At 57.1% G+C, this 23,559-nt stretch carries 21 protein-coding genes; 7 read left to right on the top strand and 14 right to left on the bottom strand.

Annotated elements, in window-relative coordinates:
* The first annotated feature begins 7 nt into the window (after nt 1-7).
* From WG938_RS10530 to WG938_RS10520, 3 genes are read left to right on the top strand one after another with little or no spacing between them, the layout of a single operon-like run.
* Nucleotides 8-913 carry an ABC transporter substrate-binding protein gene (locus tag WG938_RS10530; RefSeq protein WP_339980228.1) on the top strand — a complete coding sequence of 302 codons (906 nt, stop codon included), beginning with the start codon at nt 8-10 and terminating at the stop codon, nt 911-913.
* Entirely contained in the window at nt 913-1,893 is a 981-nt protein-coding gene (locus WG938_RS10525) for an amino acid ABC transporter permease (RefSeq protein WP_339980226.1), read from the top strand. The genes WG938_RS10530 and WG938_RS10525 overlap by 1 nt, the downstream gene beginning before the upstream one ends.
* Entirely contained in the window at nt 1,893-2,678 is a 786-nt protein-coding gene (locus WG938_RS10520) for an amino acid ABC transporter ATP-binding protein (protein WP_339980225.1), read from the top strand. Before WG938_RS10525 ends, WG938_RS10520 begins: the two co-directional genes overlap by 1 nt.
* On the opposite strand, the gene WG938_RS10515 is transcribed toward WG938_RS10520, so the two are convergent.
* From WG938_RS10515 to WG938_RS10505, 3 genes are all read right to left on the bottom strand, one after another.
* On the bottom strand, nt 2,667-3,359 hold the full coding sequence (locus WG938_RS10515; RefSeq protein ID WP_445292921.1) for a sulfite exporter TauE/SafE family protein: 693 nt from the start codon (nt 3,357-3,359) through the stop codon (nt 2,667-2,669). The genes WG938_RS10520 and WG938_RS10515 overlap by 12 nt on opposite strands.
* Before the next feature lie 119 nt (nt 3,360-3,478).
* Nucleotides 3,479-4,822: an NADP-specific glutamate dehydrogenase gene (gene gdhA / locus WG938_RS10510; RefSeq protein WP_339980222.1), complete on the bottom strand. Its 1,344-nt coding sequence runs from the start codon at nt 4,820-4,822 to the stop codon at nt 3,479-3,481.
* A 417-nt stretch (nt 4,823-5,239) separates the two neighbouring features.
* Nucleotides 5,240-5,623 (bottom strand): hypothetical protein, encoded by a 384-nt coding sequence (locus WG938_RS10505; protein ID WP_339980220.1) that lies wholly within the window; start codon nt 5,621-5,623, stop codon nt 5,240-5,242.
* Nucleotides 5,624-5,837: 214 nt separating this feature from the next.
* Here WG938_RS10505 and WG938_RS10500 point away from each other — a divergent pair, with 214 nt between their 5' ends.
* From WG938_RS10500 to WG938_RS10485, 4 genes are all read left to right on the top strand, one after another.
* Nucleotides 5,838-6,611, top strand: coding sequence for an ABC transporter permease (locus WG938_RS10500; protein ID WP_339980219.1), 774 nt, complete (start codon nt 5,838-5,840; stop codon nt 6,609-6,611).
* Between the two features lie 12 nt (nt 6,612-6,623).
* A complete protein-coding gene (locus WG938_RS10495; RefSeq protein WP_339980218.1) occupies nt 6,624-7,709 on the top strand; it encodes a glycerate kinase in 1,086 nt (361 codons plus the stop codon).
* Between the two features lie 46 nt (nt 7,710-7,755).
* Nucleotides 7,756-9,105: a DUF4921 family protein gene (locus WG938_RS10490; RefSeq protein WP_339980217.1), complete on the top strand. Its 1,350-nt coding sequence runs from the start codon at nt 7,756-7,758 to the stop codon at nt 9,103-9,105.
* A gap of 126 nt (nt 9,106-9,231) precedes the next feature.
* Nucleotides 9,232-10,506, top strand: a complete 1,275-nt coding sequence (locus WG938_RS10485; RefSeq protein ID WP_339980216.1) for an amidohydrolase — start codon at nt 9,232-9,234, stop codon at nt 10,504-10,506.
* A 57-nt stretch (nt 10,507-10,563) separates the two neighbouring features.
* Here WG938_RS10485 and glgP read toward each other — a convergent pair whose 3' ends face one another.
* From glgP to hisF, 11 genes are all read right to left on the bottom strand, one after another.
* Nucleotides 10,564-13,173: an alpha-glucan family phosphorylase gene (gene glgP, locus WG938_RS10480; RefSeq protein ID WP_339980215.1), complete on the bottom strand. Its 2,610-nt coding sequence runs from the start codon at nt 13,171-13,173 to the stop codon at nt 10,564-10,566.
* A 155-nt stretch (nt 13,174-13,328) separates the two neighbouring features.
* Nucleotides 13,329-14,753 carry a pyruvate kinase gene (gene pyk, locus WG938_RS10475; RefSeq protein ID WP_339980214.1) on the bottom strand — a complete coding sequence of 475 codons (1,425 nt, stop codon included), beginning with the start codon at nt 14,751-14,753 and terminating at the stop codon, nt 13,329-13,331.
* Nucleotides 14,754-14,772: 19 nt separating this feature from the next.
* Nucleotides 14,773-15,678 carry a prolipoprotein diacylglyceryl transferase gene (gene lgt, locus WG938_RS10470; RefSeq protein WP_339980213.1) on the bottom strand — a complete coding sequence of 302 codons (906 nt, stop codon included), beginning with the start codon at nt 15,676-15,678 and terminating at the stop codon, nt 14,773-14,775.
* A gap of 11 nt (nt 15,679-15,689) precedes the next feature.
* The gene (gene trpA, locus WG938_RS10465; protein ID WP_339980212.1) at nt 15,690-16,460 is read right to left on the bottom strand and encodes a tryptophan synthase subunit alpha; all 771 of its coding nucleotides are present in this window, start codon (nt 16,458-16,460) and stop codon (nt 15,690-15,692) included.
* The gene (gene trpB, locus WG938_RS10460) at nt 16,461-17,819 is read right to left on the bottom strand and encodes a tryptophan synthase subunit beta (protein ID WP_339980211.1); all 1,359 of its coding nucleotides are present in this window, start codon (nt 17,817-17,819) and stop codon (nt 16,461-16,463) included. It lies immediately after the preceding gene.
* A 60-nt stretch (nt 17,820-17,879) separates the two neighbouring features.
* The gene (gene trpC / locus WG938_RS10455; RefSeq protein ID WP_339980210.1) at nt 17,880-18,683 is read right to left on the bottom strand and encodes an indole-3-glycerol phosphate synthase TrpC; all 804 of its coding nucleotides are present in this window, start codon (nt 18,681-18,683) and stop codon (nt 17,880-17,882) included.
* 58 nt (nt 18,684-18,741) lie between these two features.
* Nucleotides 18,742-19,557, bottom strand: coding sequence for a TIGR02234 family membrane protein (locus tag WG938_RS10450; RefSeq protein ID WP_339980208.1), 816 nt, complete (start codon nt 19,555-19,557; stop codon nt 18,742-18,744).
* Nucleotides 19,550-21,115 (bottom strand): anthranilate synthase component I, encoded by a 1,566-nt coding sequence (locus WG938_RS10445; protein ID WP_339980207.1) that lies wholly within the window; start codon nt 21,113-21,115, stop codon nt 19,550-19,552. Before WG938_RS10445 ends, WG938_RS10450 begins: the two co-directional genes overlap by 8 nt.
* A 39-nt stretch (nt 21,116-21,154) precedes the next feature.
* A complete protein-coding gene (locus tag WG938_RS10440; protein ID WP_339980206.1) occupies nt 21,155-22,282 on the bottom strand; it encodes an alpha/beta hydrolase in 1,128 nt (375 codons plus the stop codon).
* 48 nt (nt 22,283-22,330) lie between these two features.
* Entirely contained in the window at nt 22,331-22,726 is a 396-nt protein-coding gene (hisI, locus tag WG938_RS10435) for a phosphoribosyl-AMP cyclohydrolase (protein WP_339980295.1), read from the bottom strand.
* Nucleotides 22,727-22,746: 20 nt separating this feature from the next.
* A complete protein-coding gene (gene hisF / locus WG938_RS10430; protein ID WP_339980205.1) occupies nt 22,747-23,523 on the bottom strand; it encodes an imidazole glycerol phosphate synthase subunit HisF in 777 nt (258 codons plus the stop codon).
* Nucleotides 23,524-23,559 lie beyond the last annotated feature (36 nt).

The raw sequence follows: 23,559 nt of genomic DNA, 5'->3' as shown, positions 1-23,559 counted from the left end.
TTTCACCATGAGAAAACCCCTCACCACACTGGCGGTGACAGCGACACTTGCGCTGTCGACGGCGCTGACTTTGGGGTTGACTGGCTGCGTTACCAATAACGAAGGTGGTCATCCTGAAGGCTGGGCTGAAGTTAAGCCAGCTGCCGTCCCGGAATTGGCTGCAAAAGTTCCCGAGGACATCCGTAAGCGCGGGACCATTCGCATCGGTACAAATCCGACGTTCGCGCCAGCCGAGTTCAAAGACTCGCAAGGCAACATCATTGGTTTCGACATTGACCTCGCTAAGGCAACAGCAGCCGTTCTCGGCTTGGATCTTGTTGTTCAAGAGCAGGACTTTGCACTGATTCTGCCGTCAGTGTCGGGCAATGCTGTTGACTTTGGAGCATCGGGATTCACGTCAAATGAAGAACGTCGTAAGACCTACGACTTCGTTGACTACCTGGACACTGGTTTGCAGTGGGCACGGTCCCCTGAATCTGACATCACGCCAGATACCGCATGCGGCAAGACTGTCGCAGTACAGCGCAACACTGTCGCGGATATGGATGACCTTCCGCTCAAAAACCAGGAGTGCTTGGATAAGGGACTTCCTGCGATCGACAAACTCGCGTATCAGGATGCCGGTACTGCAGCTACTGCGGTCGTGCTCGGCCGTGCCGAAGCGCTGGCCGCCGACTCCCCCGTCAGTGCATGGGCTGTCGCTCGTTCCGATGGAAAGCTCGAAATGGCAGGAGACATCTACGACTCTGCGCCGTTCGGTTGGCCAGTACCAAAGGACTCCGAGCTCGGCCCAGTCTTGGCCGAAGCTCTCCAACACCTGATTGATACCGGCGAGTACCAGCGCATTTTTGCCATGTGGGGACTTGAAGATGGCGCTGTCGAACAGGCCACCATTAACGGAGAGGACTATTAATGAGCACGTCGGCAACGCCTGTCGGACGCCATACTGCGTCTAACGAAGAGCTCAACGCTGAAATTAAGGCCCGCCCCCTGCCACGACCTGGCCGGTGGATTGCAGCCATCATCCTGCTTGCCCTCGCTGCCTGGTTTATCATCAGTGCCTCGCAGAACGAGGCATACCACTGGGATACGTACCGCCAGTACCTGTTTGACACGCGCATCGCAGAAGCTGCTGGGTGGACATTGGCGCTGACTATCATTGCGATGCTCATTGGCATCGTCGGTGGTGCACTCATTGCGATTCTCCGCATGTCCGACAACCCAGTGCTCTCCACCGTCGCATGGCTCTACCTTTGGATCTTCCGTGGCACCCCAGTCTACGTTCAGCTCGTCTTCTGGGGCCTGTTGTCCACTATTTACAGCTCCATCAATCTCGGTTTCACTGAGCTGGACTTGACGACGATCCTGTCAAACACCTTCGTCCTCGCATTCTTAGGACTGGGTTTGAACGAGGCCGCGTACATGGCGGAAATTGTCCGTGCTGGTATTCAGGCAGTTCCGGAAGGACAGACCGAAGCGTCGAAGGCTCTGGGTATGAGCTGGCGTCAGACGATTACTCGTACTGTTCTGCCACAAGCCATGCGCATCATCATCCCGCCAACAGGCAATGAGTTCATCTCCCTGCTGAAGACCACGTCGCTGGTCATCGCAGTGCCATTCACCTTGGAGCTGTACGGTCGCTCGACCGATATTGCGAATGCCATCTTCTTGCCAGTACCGATGCTGCTAGTTGCTGCGACCTGGTACTTGGTCATCACCTCGGTATTGATGGTTGGTCAGCACTACCTGGAGCGTTACTTTGCACGTGGCGCGACGCGCCAGCTCACGGCTCGCCAGTTGGCAGCCCTTGCCGATGCAGAAGGCATCCCGCTGGCTAACACCCGCGTGGTCGATCACGAAGAACGTCGCTTCAACCAGGAGGATCCTCAGTAATGACTACCACTGATGCACGACCGGATTTGATGGTCGAAGCTCAACGAGTACGAAAGAATTTCGGTCGTCTCGAAGTCCTCAAAGGCATCGATCTCGAGGTTCCTCGTGGCACGGTGACGTGCCTTATCGGCCCGTCGGGAAGCGGTAAGTCTACCTTCCTACGCTGCGTCAACCATCTGGAAAAGGTCAACGCGGGTCGCCTGTATGTGGACGGTGAGCTCATCGGCTACCGCGAAAAGAAGGGCGTCCTGCACGAGATTTCTGAAGCAGATGCTGCCCGCCAGCGTCGCGATATCGGGATGGTGTTCCAGAACTTCAACCTGTTCCCGCACCGCACAGTGATGGGCAATATCATCGAGGCACCAATCCAGGTCAAGGGTGTTAGTCCAGACCAAGCGCGTGCCAAGGCTGAGGAACTGCTCAACATCGTGGGACTATCCCACAAGGCTGATGCCTACCCTGCTCAGTTGTCCGGCGGTCAGCAGCAGCGCGTCGCTATTGCCCGCGCACTCGCGATGGAACCAAAGCTCATGCTTTTCGACGAGCCGACATCCGCCCTCGACCCTGAACTCGTGGGCGAGGTCCTGAACGTGATGCGTGAACTGGCGAATCGTGGCATGACGATGATCGTCGTCACGCATGAGATGGGTTTCGCGCGCGAAGTAGCCGATCAGGTTGTTTTCATGGCTGATGGTGTTGTGGTGGAAGCCGGCGCACCGGAGCAGGTACTGGGTGAGCCACGAGAAGAGCGCACCCGCGAGTTCCTGTCTTCCCTATTGAAATAGCAGTCCGCGCACGAGGATGATGAAAGCGCCCGTTGCAGCGATGATCAACGCTAAGCGACGGGCCTTTTTCGTTGGTACTTTCGCCGAGACGCGGGTGCCTACCCATAGGCCAGTTAGCATCCCGACGAAACACAGCGGCCACAACAGCCATGGAGTCATGGTGAAGATGCTGTGATCTGCGCTCAACTCTTTAGTCAGCAGTGAAAGCGCGCCTGAGACGAAGAACAATGGTTGCAGCGTCGGCGCAAAGGTCTGCTGCGGCCATCTGCTGAGCTGCGCGTACACAGTGATCGACGGTCCCGCGATTCCGGCAAGTGTATTCATGAAGCCTCCCGCCACACCGGCGGTTGAGGCGTACTGGGGACCGTCGACACGCATGTGGTCGGGCATGTACGTCGTCACAAGCAAACCGATCAGCACGAGTCCGCCCACCGCAACTTGAAGTGGTCCGGTCGGCGTGTTGTGCACCACCCACGCTCCTGGGATCGCGCCGAGCACCATAAACGGGCCGATCAGCCAGAATTTTCGCCAATCGATGTTCTCCCGCACCGATACCGCCTGCATGATTGCGTTGACGGCTGCGAGGACGTTGATGATTAGTACACCTGCGACGGGGCCGACTAAGAGGCTCAACACAGGTGCGCCGATAAGGCCTAGTCCCATACCTGACACTCGTTGCATACCCGAGCCAACGAATACGACAAGCACGACAATGACAAAAGCCCACACCGATACGTCCACGTCGGGAAGTGTATCGGTGTGGGCCTACGTGCCACACGTTAGGTATCTACTAGGTGAAACTAGATAACACCCTGTGCGAGCATTGCGTCGGCAACCTTCTTGAAGCCAGCGATGTTAGAGCCGATAACGTAGTCGTGCTCATGGTCGTACTCAGCCGCGGTGTTTTCACACGTACGGAAGATGTTCTTCATAATGCCCTTGAGACGCTCATCGGTGTAGTCGAAGGACCAAGAGTCACGGGTAGCATTCTGCTGCATTTCCAGAGCGGACGTTGCAACGCCACCAGCGTTAGCAGCCTTGCCTGGTGCGTACATGATCTTCGACTCACGGAACACTGCAATAGCTTCTGGGGTCGATGGCATGTTTGCGCCTTCAGCGACGTAACGGCAGCCATTAGCGACGAGCATGCGGGCAGATTCGCCGTCGAGCTCGTTCTGAGTTGCACATGGAAGTGCGACATCGCACTCCAACTCCCAGATGTTTCCACCTGCGTGGAAGGTAGCACCTTCAGACTCTGCTACATAGTCAGAGACACGACCGCGACGTACTTCCTTGATGCTCTTCAGAAGTTCTACATTGACACCCTTAGGCGTAGAAACGTAGCCGGAGGAGTCAGAGAAGCCGACGACCGTTGCGCCAAGCTGCTGCGCCTTCTGGATAGCGTAGATTGCCACGTTGCCGGAACCGGAAACGATGACCTTTGCGCCAGACAGCGACTCATTGTGCGATGCCATCATCTCTTCAGTGAAGTAGACAACGCCATAGCCCGTAGCTTCGGTACGGACCAGCGAACCGCCCCAGGTCAAGCCCTTACCGGTCAAGACACCGGACTCGTGCTGGTTGGTCAGACGTCGGTACTGACCGAAGAGGTAACCGATCTCACGGCCACCGACGCCGATGTCGCCTGCAGGGACATCGCGGTACTCGCCCATGTGGCGGTGCAGCTCAGTCATGAATGACTGGCAGAATCGCATGATCTCCAGGTCCGTCTTGCCCTTAGGGTCGAAGTCCGAGCCACCCTTGCCGCCACCAATTGGCAGGCCAGTCAGGGAGTTCTTGAAGATCTGCTCGAAACCAAGGAACTTAATAATGCCGAGGTTTACGCTTGGGTGGAAACGAAGGCCACCCTTGTATGGTCCCAGAACCGAGTTGAACTGGACGCGGAAGCCACGGTTCACGTGAACATTACCCTGATCATCGATCCATGGCACACGGAAGATCAGCTGACGCTCAGGCTCGCACAAACGCTGAACCAGGCCCAATTCACCGTAATGAGGATCCTTTTCCAGGACGATCTTCAGGGATTCGAGAACCTCAGCAACTGCCTGGTGAAACTCAGGTTCACCAGCATTGCGGCGGAGAATCTCCTCATAAAAGTTCGCAACAGAACCGTCGATGCTCAACTTTTCACCTCTCTACACAACCGCCGGAAACACCACCTACGGTTTTCTTTCTCCTTATACGAAGGAGGAAGATCTCGCAGCGCGCCATCGTGAAGCAAGCTTCAACTCCGCTACTCTGCGAGTCCCGAAAGCGCCGACCTGAACGGTGAAGACGATTGGAACAATGGGATATTCTTCCACGTTCCCTGGCGGGCGCTACAAGAGGGGCGGGTAATTTTTCTCAATAATTACCCCCAACGTCTCACTTGGTGAAAAAGTCGGGCGACTTTTAGTTATCTAAACATGTTCGGTAAGAACGGCTTATTTAACTTAATAGGGATAGGCCGGAGATTATTCACCCCGACTTATCGGGTGTGCCCCAGTCATCGAACTATCCGTACAGGCTCAATTTTCGAGCGTCCACACACGCGTCAAACGCTACGGACGGATGCGAACCATCCATGGGTAGGTCGCCACTTCCTCAAAGAGTTCCTCAAACTCACGCAGAACTGGATCCGCTGGCAACTCCGCCTCCGGCGTCAGCAGCTTCGACAGATCCATTGCCAATGCGTTGAGCGAGCCAGACTCCTTGGTGAACTCGAGCTCATAACGCTCCACCGCACGCTCCCCCAGCGGCTCATCTGGATTCTGCTCTTCCCACTGCTCGATCAACTGCTTCTCGACGGGTGCCGGTTGATGTGTCACCGTCACACCACTAATGCGTCCCCCGTTTTCAAACTCCTGCAGTTGAGCAGCAAAAGCATTCGCGAGCGAGTCGACGTCAGATGGAAGGACCAGGCAATCAAAGTAGATAGCAGACATAACAGTAAGGCTAACCTAACTAACCGGGGTGAGCAAGGAATTTCGCAGAGTATTGGTGAGATGCTTCACCATACTGCGCGGGGTTATGCGCTGAGCTAGAAGGTGGCACAAGTAGTGGCGAGAGCGGAGCCATGAGCCATAATGACACCGCACGCAGCGTCTGGGCTTTCCAATCAGCCCTAGCTCCACGCCTGCGTCCAGTAGCGTGAACAGTGTGAAAACTTCGCTCGTCAACATCGGCCCGACACTTATCGTCGTACTCGTTCTCCTTGTCATCATCGCGATGGCCGTGACCGCTATAGCGAAGCAAGAACAGTGGAAGTCAATGCCATGGGCAGCAATTCGTGCGACGCTCCAATTACTGGCAATCGCAGGCATTTTGACACTGATCGTCGATAACCTGTGGCTCGTCACCCTGTTCGTTTCGGTAATGGCATGGATTGCGGCGTGGACATCGTCGGGGCGAGTAGCACCTCACCGCTTTAAGCCAGGAACGAATGATCGCCTATCCCGGATTCGTTCGGCAACCTGGAGTTTGCTGCCCGTCGCAGGATTCCCCATCATGCTCGTCGTGTGCCTAGTTCTTGTCGGCGTTGTCCCCGCTAACGGCATTGCCATCATTCCGGTCGCCGGCATTTTCATTGGCAACGGCATGACGCTGACCACGCTAACGGCGCGACGTTGCCACGATGAACTTTCGTTGCGACACGGTGAAGTTGATGCCGCACTTGCTCTCGGATTTGCCAGATCACAAGCTCGTCTCATCGTGATCCGCAATGCCGCGGTGACAGCGCTGACACCGTCGATCGACTCCACGCGCACCGTTGGTGTGGTGACCATCCCCGGCGCTTTCGTCGGCATGATTCTTGGTGGTGCTTCGCTTATCGACGCCGCTGTCATGCAGCTTTTCGTCATGCTTGGCATTTTGGCTGTTGCAGCGGTGGCCAACTACATCACCACCATGTTGATTGCGCAGAACAAGCTATAAGGAAGCTTCACCATGAACCGTGACCTGATTGTTTGTTGCCCTGATTCCTTTAAAGGCACTGCCACGGCACAGCAGGCTGCTCGTGCATTGGCAAACGGAGCACGGTCGTTAAGGCCTCGCGATTCCGACGGGACGTGGGACGTTGTCGAAGCACCCATGGCCGACGGCGGCGAAGGAACAGCCGAGCTGCTCGCAGGACCAACCGGCACTCCTCATGAGGTTGCCACCGTCGATGCCATTGGCCGCCCCACAACAGCAGTGTGGTGGTCTGATCCGCAAGGAACCACTTGCTACCTCGACCTGGCTGCGGCCTCTGGGCTTCCCACCGTCTCCGACGCGAAAGACCCGCTGAACGCATCTACAGTCGGCACCGGCCTAGTCATCCGCGACTGTTTGCTGAACGCCCCAGGTATCACCACCGTCGTCCTGTGTCTGGGTGGCTCCGCGACCACCGACGGAGGCGCAGGCATCGTCGAGGCTCTGCTAAACCCCACCGATCTTGCCGCCGACGCTGCCGACCGACTGCACGAACGACTGAGCACTATCAACTGGGTACTGGCACACGACGTGATGACTCCCCCACGCGAAGCCGCACAAGTCTTCGGCCCACAAAAGGGAGCCTCCCCAGAGCAGGTCGACATACTCACTGCCCGACTGCTTGCCTGGTGCGACCACTGCAGAGTCGATCCCGACACCCCCGCCTATGGCGCAGCCGGTGCCACCGCTGTCGGCATTGCTCACCTCTGCCGAGCACTAGGCTCCACAATGACCATGCGCATCGGCGCCGACCTCGTCGCCCGCACCACTGGCCTCCTCGAACTCCTCCCCCGCTGCGCACTGCTCATCACTGGCGAGGGGCGTATCGACGACCAAAGCCACTCAGGCAAAGTCGCCGGCTACCTCATCGACGCTGCCAAAGAACACAACGTGCCTGTTCACCTCGTAGCGGGCGAGGTTGACCGGGAGGCGATCGTCGTAAAGCAAGCAACGGCGTGGACGCAACTGACTGGGCCAATGAGCAATACGCTGGCTGACTTGGAAACAGCGGGTGCGGAGGCGGTCCAGCGACTGTGCGATTCGCAGGCACAGGAGGGGTAAGAGTTCGCGCTGCCAACACGCCAGCACCCGCCGTAATGTGGGAAGCATGCAGGCTAATGGAAATCCAATTGTCACTTTGGCTGATGGCACGGTCAAGCAGCTCAATCCGTTCTCGGGCACACAGGTGTGGACGGTTCCGGGGCGCGGAAATCGCCCACTAGGGGTTAAGAACGAGCAGCCGAAACCGCTCACCGAGGATGACTTCACGAAGCGCGACGCGTTTGGTTCGGACAATCCGCTGTTGACGCCCCCGGAGAAAGCTCGTGTTGTCCGCGATGAGCAGTCGCCGACGGGTTTCCGCACAATCACAGGCGTATTACCTGGCCAGGTACACGACACGGTCGCCGAGTTCCGTCGCGTGCCCAACCTCTTCGAGATTGTCACCTACGACTACTGGACCAAGAACTACGGCTTCGTCCCAGATGCCGAAACTAAGCACCGCATGGCGACGTACCTCGCAGACGAACAAGGTCGCGAGCATGTATTGAATATCGTGCGTACCAGGCTCAAGGCGTCCGGCAAGCCAGCAGCGGACGTCGACGCCATGGCTGACGACGAACTTCTACAACGCGCACCCGACTACTTTGCGGGCGGCCACGATGTGATCATTGCTCGTCGGCACTTCATCGATGGGGCGACGCATGACGACCAGTTGGCATCGTCGGGAACGCTCACCGTCGATGAGCACCGCGCGCTGACCGCGTTCACTGTGGAGTCTATCGCTGACCTGTACCGACGCAACCGCTATGTGCGCTACGTCGTTGCGTTCCAAAACTGGCTCAAACCAGCCGGCGCCAGCTTCGACCACCTGCACAAGCAGTTGGTAGCTATCGACGAACATGCGGAAAGCCTGAAACGAGAAGTCACCAAACTCCGCAACGAGCCAAACATGTACAACGAACTGGCCGTCGACTATGCCGCACGCCAAAACCTCATCCTGGCGGAAAACGACCACGCCATCGCGTTCGCTGGTTTCGGGCACCGCTACCCGACGTTGGAAATCTACTCCAAATCCGCAGTATGCGAACCATGGCTACAAAGCGACGAAGAAGTCGCAGCCATGTCCGACCTCATCCACGCCTGCCATGCGGCAGCAGGTGCCTCCATTCCTTGCAACGAAGAATGGCACCACCGCCCAGTCGACCTCGCAGAACGGATGCCGTGGCGCATCATGATCAAATGGCGCGTCTCCAACCTCGCCGGCTTCGAAGGTGGCACCAAGATCTACTTGAACACCATCTCCCCGTGGGACATGCGCGATCGCGTCGTCCCACGCCTCTATGAGCTTCGCGACGCCGGATACATCTCACGCAATATCCGCATTGCGACGGAATGCTCGTGCAGGCCAAACTCCCTGCGATACAACCCACATGTCGAGGACTCGCCACGTATTTAAGTTGAGGACTCTCCACGTATTTAACAAGTATTCAACTCACGTTGGTCCAGGATGTGACTAGGTAAACGTGGCCGGGGTTACAGTAGTCGAGAACACCATGAATTGACTACCGCCCAAGGAGCCCTGGTGCAGACCACCTCTGCCGTCGACATCCTGTCGAATCACACTGCCGATTTGAGCTGGCAACGCGATGTTTATACACATCTGCACGCCAATCCAGAACTGTCCGAAGAGGAACGCGAAACGTCCTCTTTTATCGCGGACAAGCTGCGTGCCATGGGTGATTTCGAGGTTCACGAAAACATCGGTGGCTACGGCCTGGTGGGAATTCTGCGCAATGGCGACGGCCCCGTCGTTCTGTTCCGTGCCGATATGGATGCACTTCCTGTCGACGAACAAACCGGAGTCGACTTCGCTTCCACAAAGGTCAGCGTCGCCCGTGATGGCTCCCGCACAAAAGTCATGCACGCATGTGGGCACGACATGCATATGACGGCCGGGCTCGGGGCTGCTGCGATCATCCATAACACGAGAGAACACTGGTCTGGCACCTATATCGCGTTGTTCCAGCCATCAGAAGAAAAGGCTAGTGGCGCGTCAGCCATGATCCATGACGGACTGGGGCGCATTATCCCCAAACCTGATGCATGCTTCGGGCAGCACGTTGTCCCGGGCGCTGCAGGCACCGTCATGACCATGCCAGGACCTGCACTGGCCGGCTGCGACACCATCACGATCGAGCTCACTGGCCGCTCAGCACATGGCTCGATGCCACACAATTCGATTGATGCAACATATCTTGCTGCATCTATTGTGCTGCGTCTACAAGGTCTTGTCGGTCGCGAGGTCCCACCACATGAGTTTGGTGTCGTCAGTGTAGGAACGCTCCAGTCCGGCAATTCCAACAACACCATCCCCGGCACAGCCCGGATCGTGCTGAATCTGCGCTTCTACTCCAACGATGTCCGCACTACGCTCATCGACGGAATCGAGCGAATCGTTCGAGGCGAATGCATCGCTTCCGGCTGTGACATCGAACCAGTCATCACCTACTCGGACCACGGAGAAGTCACGGACAACTCAACCGAGCTCTTCCAGACCATTCGGCCAGTGTTCGATGCGATCCTCGGCGATGACTCGATTGACGCCACGGCCTGGACCGCCTCAGAAGATTTCGCCGACATCCCCCGTGGTCTCGGCTCCCCTTACGTCTATTGGACCGTCGGAGCCACCCCCCGAGAACAATGGGACAACGCAGTAAAGGCCGACCGCGTAGTGGAAGACATCCCTTCCAACCACATGTCGACGTTCATCCCTGACTACGAACCTACCGTCGCAGCCGCCACCACGGCAGCCGCCGCAGCTGTGCTGGCTACGTTGGATAGTCGCTCGTCGTCGTAAAGCAAAAACTCCCGCAGCTCAGAAGGAACTGTGGGAGTTTCAGCTTTTCTAACGGGTTTACGCGTTCTCGTTTGCGTAAGTGATCAGACCCGTCTCCGCTGGGTTTGCCAGCAGCAGGTTATTTGGTACCGCACGCACGGTGTAACCGTAGCCACCTGGAACATCGATGTTCACGGTCGCGGTGTAGCGGCCTTCCTCAGCGTGGGTCATCTCGTAGACCTCAGGGTCTTCGATCTCACCGTTCGCGTCAAGCTTGCCGACGATCGCCTGAACCGTGATGTCGTCAGGAGCAAGGGTGCCGAGCTCAAGATCGACACAAATGGTGGCGTCTTGGCCTGCAAGCTGGCCATTCTCGATTGGAGTGCCCTCACAGGTAGCGTGCGTGAGCGACAAGTTCGGCCATGCCTGGTGAACATGCTCAGTCCAATTCACGAACTGACGAGCCGTGTCGCCGTCAGCCGTGATGAGACGGATAGCGTGATCTGCAGGACGGTAGTAGCCCTCCGTGTAGTCACGAACCATGCGGGTCGACGTAACCTTTGGCGACAACGTCGCGAAGGACTCACGAACACGGTCCATCCACTTCTGTGGCACGCCGCTTTCGTCGCGGTCGTAGAACAGTGGAGCAATCTCGTTCTCGAGCAGGTCGTACATTGCCTGAGATTCAAGCTGGTCACGGTAGCCGAAATCTGGGGAATCGACGGTTGGGATGGTCCAGCCCGTCTCGTCCTTTGGCATTTCGTCCCACCAGCCATCAGAGATAGACAAGGTCATGCAGCCGTTCATGACTGCCTTCATGCCCGAGGTACCCGATGCTTCCTGTGGGCGAACTGGGTTGTTCAGCCAGATGTCGGAGCCGGAAATCAGGTAGCTTGCCAACTCGATGTCGTAGTCCGGCAGGAACAAGAAACGATCACGGACGCCAGCTTCATCTGCGAAGCGGATGATCTCCTGCATGAGCTGCTTGCCACCCATGTCGTGTGGGTGAGCCTTACCAGCGATGACGAACTGAACTGGACGCTCTTCGTTCAGCAAAATGGAACGCAGACGCTGTGGGTCCTTGAGCATCAGTGTCAGTCGCTTGTAGGTGGAAACACGGCGAGCGAAACCAACGGTCAGCACATTTGGATCCAGCACGCGGCGGGTCCACGACAACTGTGCTTCGTCCAAACCACGGTTCAGCCACGACTTGTGAGTTGCTTCACGAGCAACCTCAACCAGATCCGCGCGCATCTCGTTACGAACAGCCCAGAATTCTTCATTCGTCACTGCATCCGGCTTGTTCCACTCATTCACAACCGTGATGTCCTTATGCTCGGACACACGCGCCACAATGTCTTCCATCTTGGAGTTAACCCACGTTGGCAGGTGCACACCATTGGTGACAGAGCCGATTGGCACTTCAGCTGGCTCGTAGCCTGGGTACAGAGACTGGAACATGTCACGCGACACCACACCGTGGAGCTTTGCGACGCCGTTTGCACGCTGCGACAGACGCAGACCCATGTGCGCCATGTTGAAACGGTGCGGATCCTGCTCGCGGCCGAGATCCAACGCGCGGTCCACAGGAACACCTGGGCACAGCTTCGAGGTGCCATTGCCACCAGCATCGACATAGCGACGTACCAGTTCCATGTCGAAGCGGTCGATACCAGCTGGCACTGGGGTGTGCGTGGTGAAGATGTTGCCGGCACGGACAATTGCCAGCGATTCTTCGTAGGAGTTGCCCTCGTCCATGCGCTCGCGGATACGCTCCAAGCCAAGGAAACCAGCGTGGCCTTCGTTGAGGTGCGCAACGCGTGGACGAGCCAAGCCACGGGAGTCACAGAAAGCATTTACTGCACGAACACCACCCACGCCGAGGACGAGCTCCTGGCGGATACGGTGCTCGTTGTCGCCACCGTACAGGCGGTCAGTGATGCCACGCAGGTCATCTGGGTTCTGTGGAATGTTGGTGTCCAGCAGGAGCAACGGAACGCGACCAACCTGAGCAACCCACAGAGCGATAGCAACCGTGCGATCGTCTGGGAAATCAACGTTCACGATGATCTGTTCGCCGGACTCATCGGTAACCTTCAGAACTGGCAGGTCGACTGGAGGGTGCTCGAAGTAGGACTCCTCCTGCCAACCCTCAGTCGACAGCGACTGGGTGAAGTAGCCGAAGGTGTACAGCAAGCCGATACCAATCAGCGGAACACCCAAATCTGACGCGGACTTCATGTGGTCGCCGGCAAGAACACCGAGACCACCAGAGTAGATCGGCAGTGATGGGTCAATACCGAACTCCATGGAGAAGTACGCAGCAACTGGATCCGTGGACGTGCGGTTGGTTGCACCAGTGGTTGCGCGGTCCGCTACCTGGTGAACTTCGTGAGTGGACTGGAACCACATTGTGTCCTGCAGGTACTTGTCCAGATTGTCTGCCTGAATGCGGACATTAGCCAAGTACTGCTCATCTGCAGCAAGCTCAGCCAGACGGCTCTGCGAGCACTTGTGCAGAACTTCCATTGGGTTTCGGGTTGATGCCCACAGTTCCTGATCGATGTTCTCGAACAACTCGCGCGTTGGTCGGTGCCACGACCAACGCAAGTTCATTGCGAGACGAACCAAAGGTTCGAGTGCTGATGGGATGTTATAAGAGACCTCAAGGGTGCCAGTTGCCTTCATACTCTGAAAGCTATCCCAAGGATAGTGAGCCTGCCACACGGGGGATAATTTTCCCTATAAAACGGGCAGCACTTCTGCGTTTTAACGCAAAAATGCGGAGCGGGGGTATACCCCGCTCCGCATTCTCGACCCCTCGGATACGCCTCTGACGACTACTAATTCGAGTTCGTCGTGTCCTCACCAAGGAGATGCACGTGAATCAAGTTAGTATTGCCTTCATTTCCTGGAGGTGTTCCCGCGACAACCACCATGGTGTCGCCACGAGAGTAGTCCGGCATCGCTACCAAAATCTCATCAATAACCTGCATGATCTCGTCGGTAGTTTTCACCATGCGCGTCAGGAAGGTCTCGGCACCCCAGGTCAGCGCAAGCTGCGAGCGCACCGACTGGTTTGGAGTAAACACCAACAGTGGCAAGTGGGAGTGCAAGCGCGCTACGCGACGAGCGGTATCACCTGAAGACGTAAACGCGACCAGCGCACGTGCATTTAAACGTTCGCCAATGTCGCGCGCCGCGTAAGAAATAACACCACGCTTGGTACGAGGCACATGCGTTAGTGCTGGTACTTCACCGTCACGCTCTGCTGCGGTGACAATTCGCGCCATGGTACGCACGGTCTGCTGCGGGTACTTACCAATCGACGTTTCGCCCGACAACATAACAGCGTCCGCACCGTCGAGCACTGCGTTGGCCACATCCGATGCCTCCGCACGCGTTGGGCGCGAGTTCACGATCATGGAATCAAGCATCTGCGTTGCGACGATAACTGGCTTCGCATTCTCACGCGCAATCTGAATTGCCCGCTTCTGCACCAAAGGCACGTCTTCCAGCGGAACTTCAACACCAAGGTCACCACGGGCAACCATGACTGCGTCGAACGCCAGAATAATAGCCTCAAGCGCGTCAACGGCCTCAGGCTTTTCCAGCTTCGCAATCACTGGAACTCGACGTCCCTCTTCGTCCATTACAGCGTGGACCAGCTCAATGTCAGCTGGCGAACGAACGAAGGACAGAGCGATAAAGTCAACGCCAAGACGCAGCGCGAAACGCAAGTCTCGGATGTCCTTCTCGCTCAATGCAGGAACGGAAATATCCATTCCTGGCAGCGAAACGCCCTTATTGTTGGATACTGGGCCACCTTCGATGACCTTACAAACAACGTCGTTTCCATCAACCTCGATGCACTCGAGGCCGACCTTGCCATCGTCGACAAGAAGGCGGTCCCCCGGCTTCGCGTCTTTCGCTAGGTTCTTGTACGTCGTGGAGACACGATCGTGCGTGCCTTCACAATCTTCAACGGTAATACGGACGATCTCACCGTCCGCCCAGTACGTGGAGTCTTCCTTGAAACGTCCGAGGCGAATCTTCGGTCCCTGCAAGTCAGCGAGAATACCCACTGCACGACCGGTTGCATCGGATGCTTCACGGACCCATCGGTAATTCTGTTCATGGTCAGCGTGCTCACCATGAGAGAAGTTCAGACGGGCTACATCCATGCCGGATTCTACGAGGCCATTAATGCCCTCCAGTGAGGCTACAGCCGGACCGAGGGTACATACGATCTTTGTTCGTCTTTGCACGTTTCCTACCCTATCCCGTTCAGTTCATAGCTGCAGGAGCCTCGCCCCTGACATAGGCTTCAGATTCTCTAGTCTTCTTGCGCAGCAACCACAGCACAACGCATGCGCCAACAAAGACCACTGCAGAGGTGATCGTGTTGATACGCAGCCCCATCACCATCGTTGCAGTATCCGTGCGCATAAGTTCGATCCAGAATCGACCCAAGGTATAACCAGCTACATACAACGCGAATACCCGGCCGGCTCCCAACTTGAAACGACGATCAGCCCACAGCAGCACGGCACAAATCAACAAGTTCCACAACAACTCATACAGGAACGTCGGATGCACAACATCCATGACAACCCCAGTCGAGGTACCTGTTACCGGCGCAAAGTTACCGGCTTCGTCGACCCGCTCGTAGATCTCCAAACCCCACGGCAGCGTCGTCGATGCACCGTACAACTCCTGGTTGAACCAGTTTCCGAGCCTACCCACAGCCTGACCGAGAATGATGGCCGGCGCCGCGGCGTCGAGAAGCGGAGCAACTGGAACCTTCCGGTACTTTGCGACGGCGACCGCCGCCAACGCGCCAAACACCACTGCACCCCAAATGCCCAGGCCGCCATTGGTGATCTTGAGGGCATCGACAGGGTTGGCACCCTCGCCAAAATACTTCGGCCAATCGGTGAGGACATGGTAAATGCGACCGCCAATAATGCCCGCAGGAACGACCGCGATAGCAACATCGAGAACAAGCTCAGGGTCGCCACCGCGATCTTTGTAGCGCTTGCGCATCAACAGAATGCCGAGAATGACACCAGCCAAGATTGACATGGCATAGCCCCGAACCGGCAGCGGACCTAACTCCCACACGCCTTGTGGCGGTGAGGGAATATTCGCAAGATAGTCGACAGTGGCAGTCGCAGACAGAAGAGTGTTCACGTCATGCGACGCTACCGCACTCCAGCTGCCAATTCTGCACCGAGCTGGCGCAAGTCGTCAGTGCTGCGCATAGCAGCTTTAATTAGTGCTGAGCCGACGATGATGCCGTCGGCAAATGCAGCGATTTCCCGAGCCTGCTCCCCATTGGATACGCCCAAACCAACGCACACTGGTTCATCGGTCACCTCTCGCGTACGGCGCACGAGAATTGCCGCAGCTGAGTCCACCGAGTCTTTTGCACCGGTGATTCCCATATGACTGGTGGCGTACACGAAGCCACTGGACTGGCCGGCGGTCAGAGCAAGACGTTCATTGGTAGACGATGGCGCAACCAGCATGATGGTGTCGAGGCCATGTGCCTCCGCAGCAGCCTTCCAACGTCCAGCTTCCTCAGGAATCAGATCTGGAATGATCGTGCCGAGGCCACCAGCCGCTGCTAGATCGGCAGCGAACTTCTCGGGACCGTACTGCAAAACCGGGTTCCAGTACGTCATAACAACGCAGTTAGCACCCTTGGCAGTGACCTCTCGAATGACATGGAAAATGTCCTTCGTTCGGAATCCATTATCCAACGCGATATCAGCAGCATCCTGGATCGTTGGACCATCCATCATCGGATCCGAGAAAGGCAAACCCACTTCTACAATGTCCGCGCCGGACTCTACGACGGCGTCGATAAGTTCAATCGAACCAGCTACCGTGGGGAACCCCGCCGGCAAGTAGGCAATGAACGCAGATCGGTTTTCTTCCTTAATCTGTGCAAAGATGTCCTGCAAGCTCATTTATTTCTTCCCCTTTGCGCCAGCAACGGCTTCTGGCTGCGCTGCGTTTTCTGCAGAGTTGTCGGCAGCACCCTCGTCCGTGACAAGGCCGAACCACTTAGCGGCCGTCGTCACGTCCTTGTCTCCACGACCAGAAATGTTCACGATGACAACTGGCTCACGACCCAAGTCTGCAGCCAGTTCCGCTGCAACCTTGCGTGCGCCTGCCACTGCGTGCGAAGACTCGATCGCCGGCATAATGCCTTCCATTCGCGACAGGTCAAGGAACGCATCCATCGCTTCCGAATCAGTCACCGGCACGTACTGCGCACGGCCAATGTCTGCCAGATAGGAATGCTCCGGCCCCACACCTGGGTAATCAAGACCCGCCGAAATCGACTGCGATTCGATGATCTGCCCATCTTGGTTCTGCATCAACGCAGCGAAAGAGCCTTGGAACACACCAGGATTACCGCCAGCAGAAATTGGAGCTGCATGACGACCCGTCTCCAGTCCATCACCGCCAGCTTCGGCGCCGATGAGCCGCACGGATTCGTCGTCAATGAAATGGTGAAACAAGCCAATCGCGTTCGAGCCACCGCCAACACATGCGATAACCGCATCTGGTAGCTCTCCTGTCGCCGACAGAATCTGTTGGCGAGCCTCAGCACCAATAACACGCTGGAAGTCGCGAACCATCGTTGGGAATGGGTGCGGACCAGCGGCCGTGCCGAAGCAGTAGTACGTGTCATCGGCGTGGGACACCCAGTAGCGCATGGCCTCGTTGATGGCATCCTTCAGAGTCTTCGATCCGAGTTCAACCTCAATGACCTCTGCACCCAGAAGACGCATTCGGGCAATATTCAGGGCTTGACGCTCGGCATCGACAGCACCCATGTACACGCGACATTCGATGTCTAACAGCGCGCACGCAGTTGCAGTTGCCACACCATGCTGGCCTGCGCCCGTTTCAGCAATGACCTTGGTCTTGCCCATGCGCTTAGCCAGCAAGACCTGGCCCAATACATTGTTGATCTTGTGCGAACCAGTGTGATTCAGGTCTTCGCGCTTCAGCCAGACCTGAGCACCGATTGCCTTTGAAAACTTCGGCGCAAAATACAGCGGGGATGGACGACCCGTGTAATCGCGCTGCAAACGGTCCAGTTCGTTCCGGAAATCTTCGTCTACGCGTGCTTTGGCGTAACCATCGGACACTTCACCGATCACGGCCATCAGTGCTTCAGGAACGAACTGTCCGCCCCAGTTGCCCCAATGCCCGATCTCGTTTGGCTCGTGGGTAGTTGGGGTCGCGATGAGTTCACCTACGGTTGGTAAACGGTCACCGCGAACATCATGGTTCTTGAAATCCTGATCGCTCACAGTTAGCCATTCTGTCTTATAGAAACGTGCCTCGAAGTAATTGGGTGGGAATTCCCCCAATTACCCCTTTGTCATTGGGTGCTGGCCAGCAGCAACAAGTCGCTTACAAGCCAAGAAAGGGTCACCTGCGGTGACGAGTCCCTCTCCTACCAACACGGCGTCTGCGCCTTCGCTGGCATAGGCGCGGAGATCCTCTGGTCCCTTCACTCCGGATTCGGCCACCTTGACGACGTCGTCAGGTAGCAGCGGAGCGAGCTTGGCATACACGCCCATGTCGACTTCGAGGGTCTTCAAATTGCGAGCATTAACGCCAACGATGGACGCGCCTGCTTCGAGTGCTCGATCGACTTCCTCAGCGGTATGAGCTTCGACCAAAGCATTCATACCCAGCGATTCCGTGCGATCAAGCAAAGACACCAAGGTGTTCTGGTCCAGTGCTGACACCATAAGCAAAACCAGGTCCGCGCCATGGGCACGAGCCTCGTGCACCTGGTACGGCGTGACGATGAAGTCCTTCCGCAACACGGGGATACTCACAGCTTTACGGACTGCATCAAGGTCAGCGAGTGAACCACGGAAGCGACGCTCCTCGGTCAAGCACGAAATAATTGCCGCGCCACCCTGCTGGTACTGAGCGGCCAACACATGTGGTTCGGCAATCTCAGCTAGGTCGCCCTTCGATGGCGATGCACGCTTAACTTCAGCAATGACCTGCACGCCTTCGCTACGCAGTGCCGCAGCTGCATCGAGTGGAGCTGGAGCCTTCTGGGACAGTTCCTTGATTTCCGCATAAGGAACGGCAGCTTCTCGAACTGCGAGATCTTCCCGTACACCTGCAATAATCTGGTCTAGAACGGTCGCCATCATCGGCCCCTTTCAGTAGTGATGTTTTGGGCAAACATCTATCTGACTTGTTTCTAGGCTAATGGCTGCCAGAAGTCTTTGTTCCCTCGGGGTCTGTATTCTTCGGCGAAGTATGAACATCGCTCACCGTCGATTCTGCACTGACGCTGGTCGAATCCATATCCGTCGGATCCACACCGGCATCCAAGGCATCCCACAGGACACGACCAGACGTTGGCTCCGCAGCCAAGTCTTCCCGCACCCGCTCGCGACGAACTTCTGGATTCTCATATGCCGACGACTTGCGATTGTTCACCCCACCCGGACGAACCAACAGCAGCATGCCACCAAGCACGCCCACCGCTGCTGCGATGATCGACACGATGGGACCACCATTGTGGATGACCAGTTCTTCGACTTGTGCCCAATCCGACACGGTCACAGGCGCATTTGCGCGTTGCGTGGCTGACCCCGTCGTCAAGAGTTCGAGAGCTCGCTGGTGATCCGCACCAGCTGTCAGCAACTGGATCGGAGGCCACGCCGCGCCCGCAGCAACGACCGCTGCGACAGCACCGACGATGCGGCGCCCAAGGCCAGCCATGATCAGCGTTGCAGCGACACCGGCAAGCAGCGTCAACGCAAGCGCCGCTATCTCGGGTGCCCAAATCGCGCCGACGAGTTCATTGGTGGCGCTACCGGACTTGTCGTCCATGGTTGTGACGGTGAGCCAGCTGAACCGACCCGCTAACCACATCCCGAGCGCAGAGAGCGCAATAAGAAGCTGAGCGATACCGGGTCGACGGTCCTTCTTCGGAGATGTCTCGGCTGTTGCCTTGTCGGTAACTGCCACATCGTCCGCCGCTGCAGTAGTGTCCATCGCGTCGCCATTAGTCATGGCCATTACCTTCCGCACCTGTCAGAGTCTCGGCTGCTGCCACTGCGCGGAGCACGGCTGCTGCCTTATTCCGAGTTTCCTCATCTTCCGCCACTGGATCAGAATCTGCCACGATTCCGCCACCGGCCTGGACATATACTGTGCCATTCTTTACAACACCAGTGCGAATTGCGATGGCCTGATCAGTGTTGCCACGGAAGTCGAAATAACCGACTGTGCCGCCATAGACACCACGCCGGGTGTCTTCGAGCTGATCGATAATCGACAACGCCGACGGCTTGGGAGCTCCGGACAGCGTTCCTGCAGGAAACGTTGCAGCAAACGCATCCACTGCGGTCTTTCCCGGTGCCAGCTCTCCGGTCACAGTCGAGACCAGGTGCATGACGTGGCTGTAGCGCTCGATATGACGGAAATCATGGACCTTTACTGTGCCCGGCGCGCACACTCGGCCGAGGTCATTGCGACCAAGATCTACCAGCATGAGGTGCTCACTGTTCTCTTTTTCATCGGCGAGCAGTTCCTTCTCCAACGCGACATCCGCGTCCACGGTTGCTCCCCGTGGCCGGGTGCCAGCAATTGGATTGGTTACTACCTGACCATTTTCCACTGCTACCAGCGATTCAGGCGATGAGCCAACGATCTGAAACGCCGTCTGCTCCATCGTTTCGTCAGGAACATTGACGAGGAACATGTACGGGCTTGGATTCGTGGTTCGCAGCATTCGGTAGATGTTGAATGCGCTGGCTTCGGTGTCCATTTCGAAACGCTGCGACAGCACAATCTGAAATGCATCGCCCGCTCGAATGTGCTCCTTACACACTTCAATCCGGCGCATGTGTTCATTTTGCGTCCGTTGCCTGCGGATCTGTGGTTCCGGGAAATCCACGACGCTTGGACTGCTTGACGACGGCGCTGCTAACCGCACAACCATGTCTTCGACTCGCGCGCATGCTCGGTCATAGGCTTCGTCCACGCGATCAGCAGAGCCATCCCAGTTAATGGCGTTAGAAATCAGCCACACCACTCCCTGGTGGTGGTCGATAACTGCGAGATCTTCGACCAGTAGTTGCACCATTTCTGGTACCTGCAGATCATTGACGCAGGTATCCGGCAATTTGCGTTCAATGAACCGAATGATGTCGTGGCCGAAGTACCCCACCAGTCCCGACGTCAGTTTCGGGATTGCTGAGTTATCCGCGACGTCGACAAGTTCGGGCAATTCCGTGTGCAGCAGCTCCAATGTTGCCTGCAAATCTGCCAGTGGATCGCCACCTTCTGGAGCACCTTCCGGGGCAGTACCGATCCACGTCGACCGACCGTCTGCCCCCACGGTCAACGCAGCGCGCGCACCACAACCAATGAACGACCATCGTGACCAGGACTGTCCGACATCCACGGATTCCAGCAGAAATGTACCCGGGCGATCTGCAGCAAGCTTGCGGTAGGCGGACAGCGCAGTGTCGCTATCAGCCAGGACGCGCTTGATTACAGGAACTACCCGGTGGTCCTGAGCCAGCGTGCGAAAATGCTCGCGGCTTGTCATCGAGGTACGAGTCATAGGCGCTATTGTGCCATGCACCACTGACCCAGCTCGCGATTAGTTTCCAGTTCCGATGCCCAACTCCATGCGCAGAGCGCCAACAGCTTCGTCCAATGCCCGGCGAGCACCAGCCCACACACCCATTGAGTTCACAAACGGATGAACAAGTCCGGTGTGATTACGCACGGTCACACGCACACCTGCCTTGGCAAGTGCCTCTGCAAAAGCAAGCCCTTCGTCGCGCAGCGGGTCGAATCCTGCGACGGCAATGTAGGCGGGTGGGACATCGGAAAAGTCATCAGAAAGCAACGGCGACACATACGGATGCGTGCGATCAGCGGGCTCGGGCACATAGTGATCGGCGTACCACGACATGTGCTTACCGGTCAGGAAATACCCGTCTGCAAACTCGCGCCCACTGGCCGTTTGGCAACCCTCTTCATTGATATTCGCCAGATCCACCGCGGGCACAAACAGCATCTGCAGCTGTGGCTGTGCTGCTCCTTCATCGCGCAGGTACATGCACACTGCTGCCGCCAAGTTTCCGCCCGCGCTGTCACCACCAACCGCCACGCGGTTAGCATCGACGCCCTGAATCTCCCCCGCCAGAGCTAGCTTGACGACGGCCACGCAATCCATCAGCCCAGCCGGGAAGGGATGTTCTGGGGCCAATCGATAATCAACGCTGATCACCATAACTTCGCCACGCTGGCAGAAGTACCGGCAGGTGTTGTCATGGGAGTCTAGTGATCCGAGCGTCCACCCACCGCCATGGAAATACACCAGAGTCGGTAGCTCAGCTGTGGGTACTGCCCCGTCTGGCCGGTACACACGAACGCGAACGCTGTCGGCACCGGTGTCAAAATCCACCGGAGTCACCACATCTTCTTCGTAGACGGTGCCTACGGGGATGGATGGACCCGCGCCAAGATAAGCTTCTTCGTCGATGATCTCGCGTCCAATCGGCACTCGCACATCTGCAAAGTCACGGGACTCGATGACAGCGAGAGCGCGCAGAGTCGCAGCGACATCAGCATCAAGGGTGTTGCCAGCTGAATTCTTCGTCGCACCGAACACGCGAAGCACAGCCGATGGCAGCGCAGTCATTGACCGGGCAGCTACCGCTGCTACACGGGTGCTGAGGGAGTACGTCGGGGCGGTGGGAAATACGCGATGCACAGGCATGCTCTTACCCAACCATGATGGAACTCACCGCGCCCGACTTTCTGCAAACTAAAAGACCGGGAAAACGTCAAAACAACTGTGCGCACCGGTATGGCACGCAGCGCCAGACTGTTCGACCCGCATGAGGACTGTATCGCCGTCACAGTCCAAGGCCAGTGACACGACCTTTTGGAAGTGCCCGCTGGTCAACCCTTTAATCCAATACTCTTGGCGGGACCGCGACCAATAAGTACCGCGCTTCGTCTCAATGGTGTAGGCCAAGGCATGCTTGTCCATCCACGCCAGCATCAAGACGTCTCCGGTATCGGCTTCCTGAACAATTGCCGGAATCAAACCATCCGCGTTGAACTTTGCGAACTGCTCGACCTTATCTGGCAGTGAGTACTCCGCAGGATTATCGCCAGCGCCGTGGTTTTCTGCGCCAGCAGCGAGGTTCGTCGTCACGCGTGATTCAGCAGAGTTGCTCACAGGCGAACCTCGATTCCAGCAGCAGCCATTGCTTCCTTGACCTCGCGGATAGAAACTTCGCCGAAGTGGAAAATCGAAGCAGCGAGCACTGCATCGGCACCAGCTTCAACGGCTGGTGGGAAATGCTCCGCAGCGCCAGCACCACCGGAGGCGATGACAGGAACAGAAACTGCAGCTCGCACCTTCTGTAACAGTTGCAGGTCGAAGCCATCCTTCGTGCCATCACCGTCCATGGAGTTCAACAAGATTTCCCCCACACCCAACTCTTCGCCACGACGAGCCCACTCAACTGCATCCAGCTCAGCGGACTTCGAACCACCATGTGTGGTGACCTCAAAGCCAGACGGCTGTGGCTTCCCGCCTTCTGGAACGCGACGGGCATCAACAGACAATACGATGCACTGCGCACCAAAACGACGAGACAATTCACTGAGCAGCTCCGGACGAGCAATCGCTGAAGTATTCACACTCACCTTGTCCGCACCAGCGCGAAGCAACTGGTCGACATCTTCGACACTTCGGACACCACCGCCGACGGTCAGAGGAATGAACACCTGCTCCGCTGTACGACGAACCACGTCGAGCATGGTGCCACGACCATCCTTGGACGCAGTGACGTCGAGGAAGGTCAGTTCGTCAGCGCCTTCCTCTCCATAGCGACGAGCGAGTTCAACTGGATCACCGGCATCGCGAAGGTTTTCAAAATTCACGCCTTTGACGACACGACCGTTGTTGACATCCAGGCATGGAATAACGCGAATTGCGACTGACATGGAGTTTCCTATTCTGCTTTGTGTAGTGAGTTCGGT

This window comes from Corynebacterium sp. H113 (assembly GCF_037572315.1).
In the GTDB taxonomy this organism is placed as follows: domain Bacteria; phylum Actinomycetota; class Actinomycetes; order Mycobacteriales; family Mycobacteriaceae; genus Corynebacterium.
Note: the sequence above shows the minus strand (reverse complement) of the source record. Positions and strands in the feature narration are given on the sequence as shown.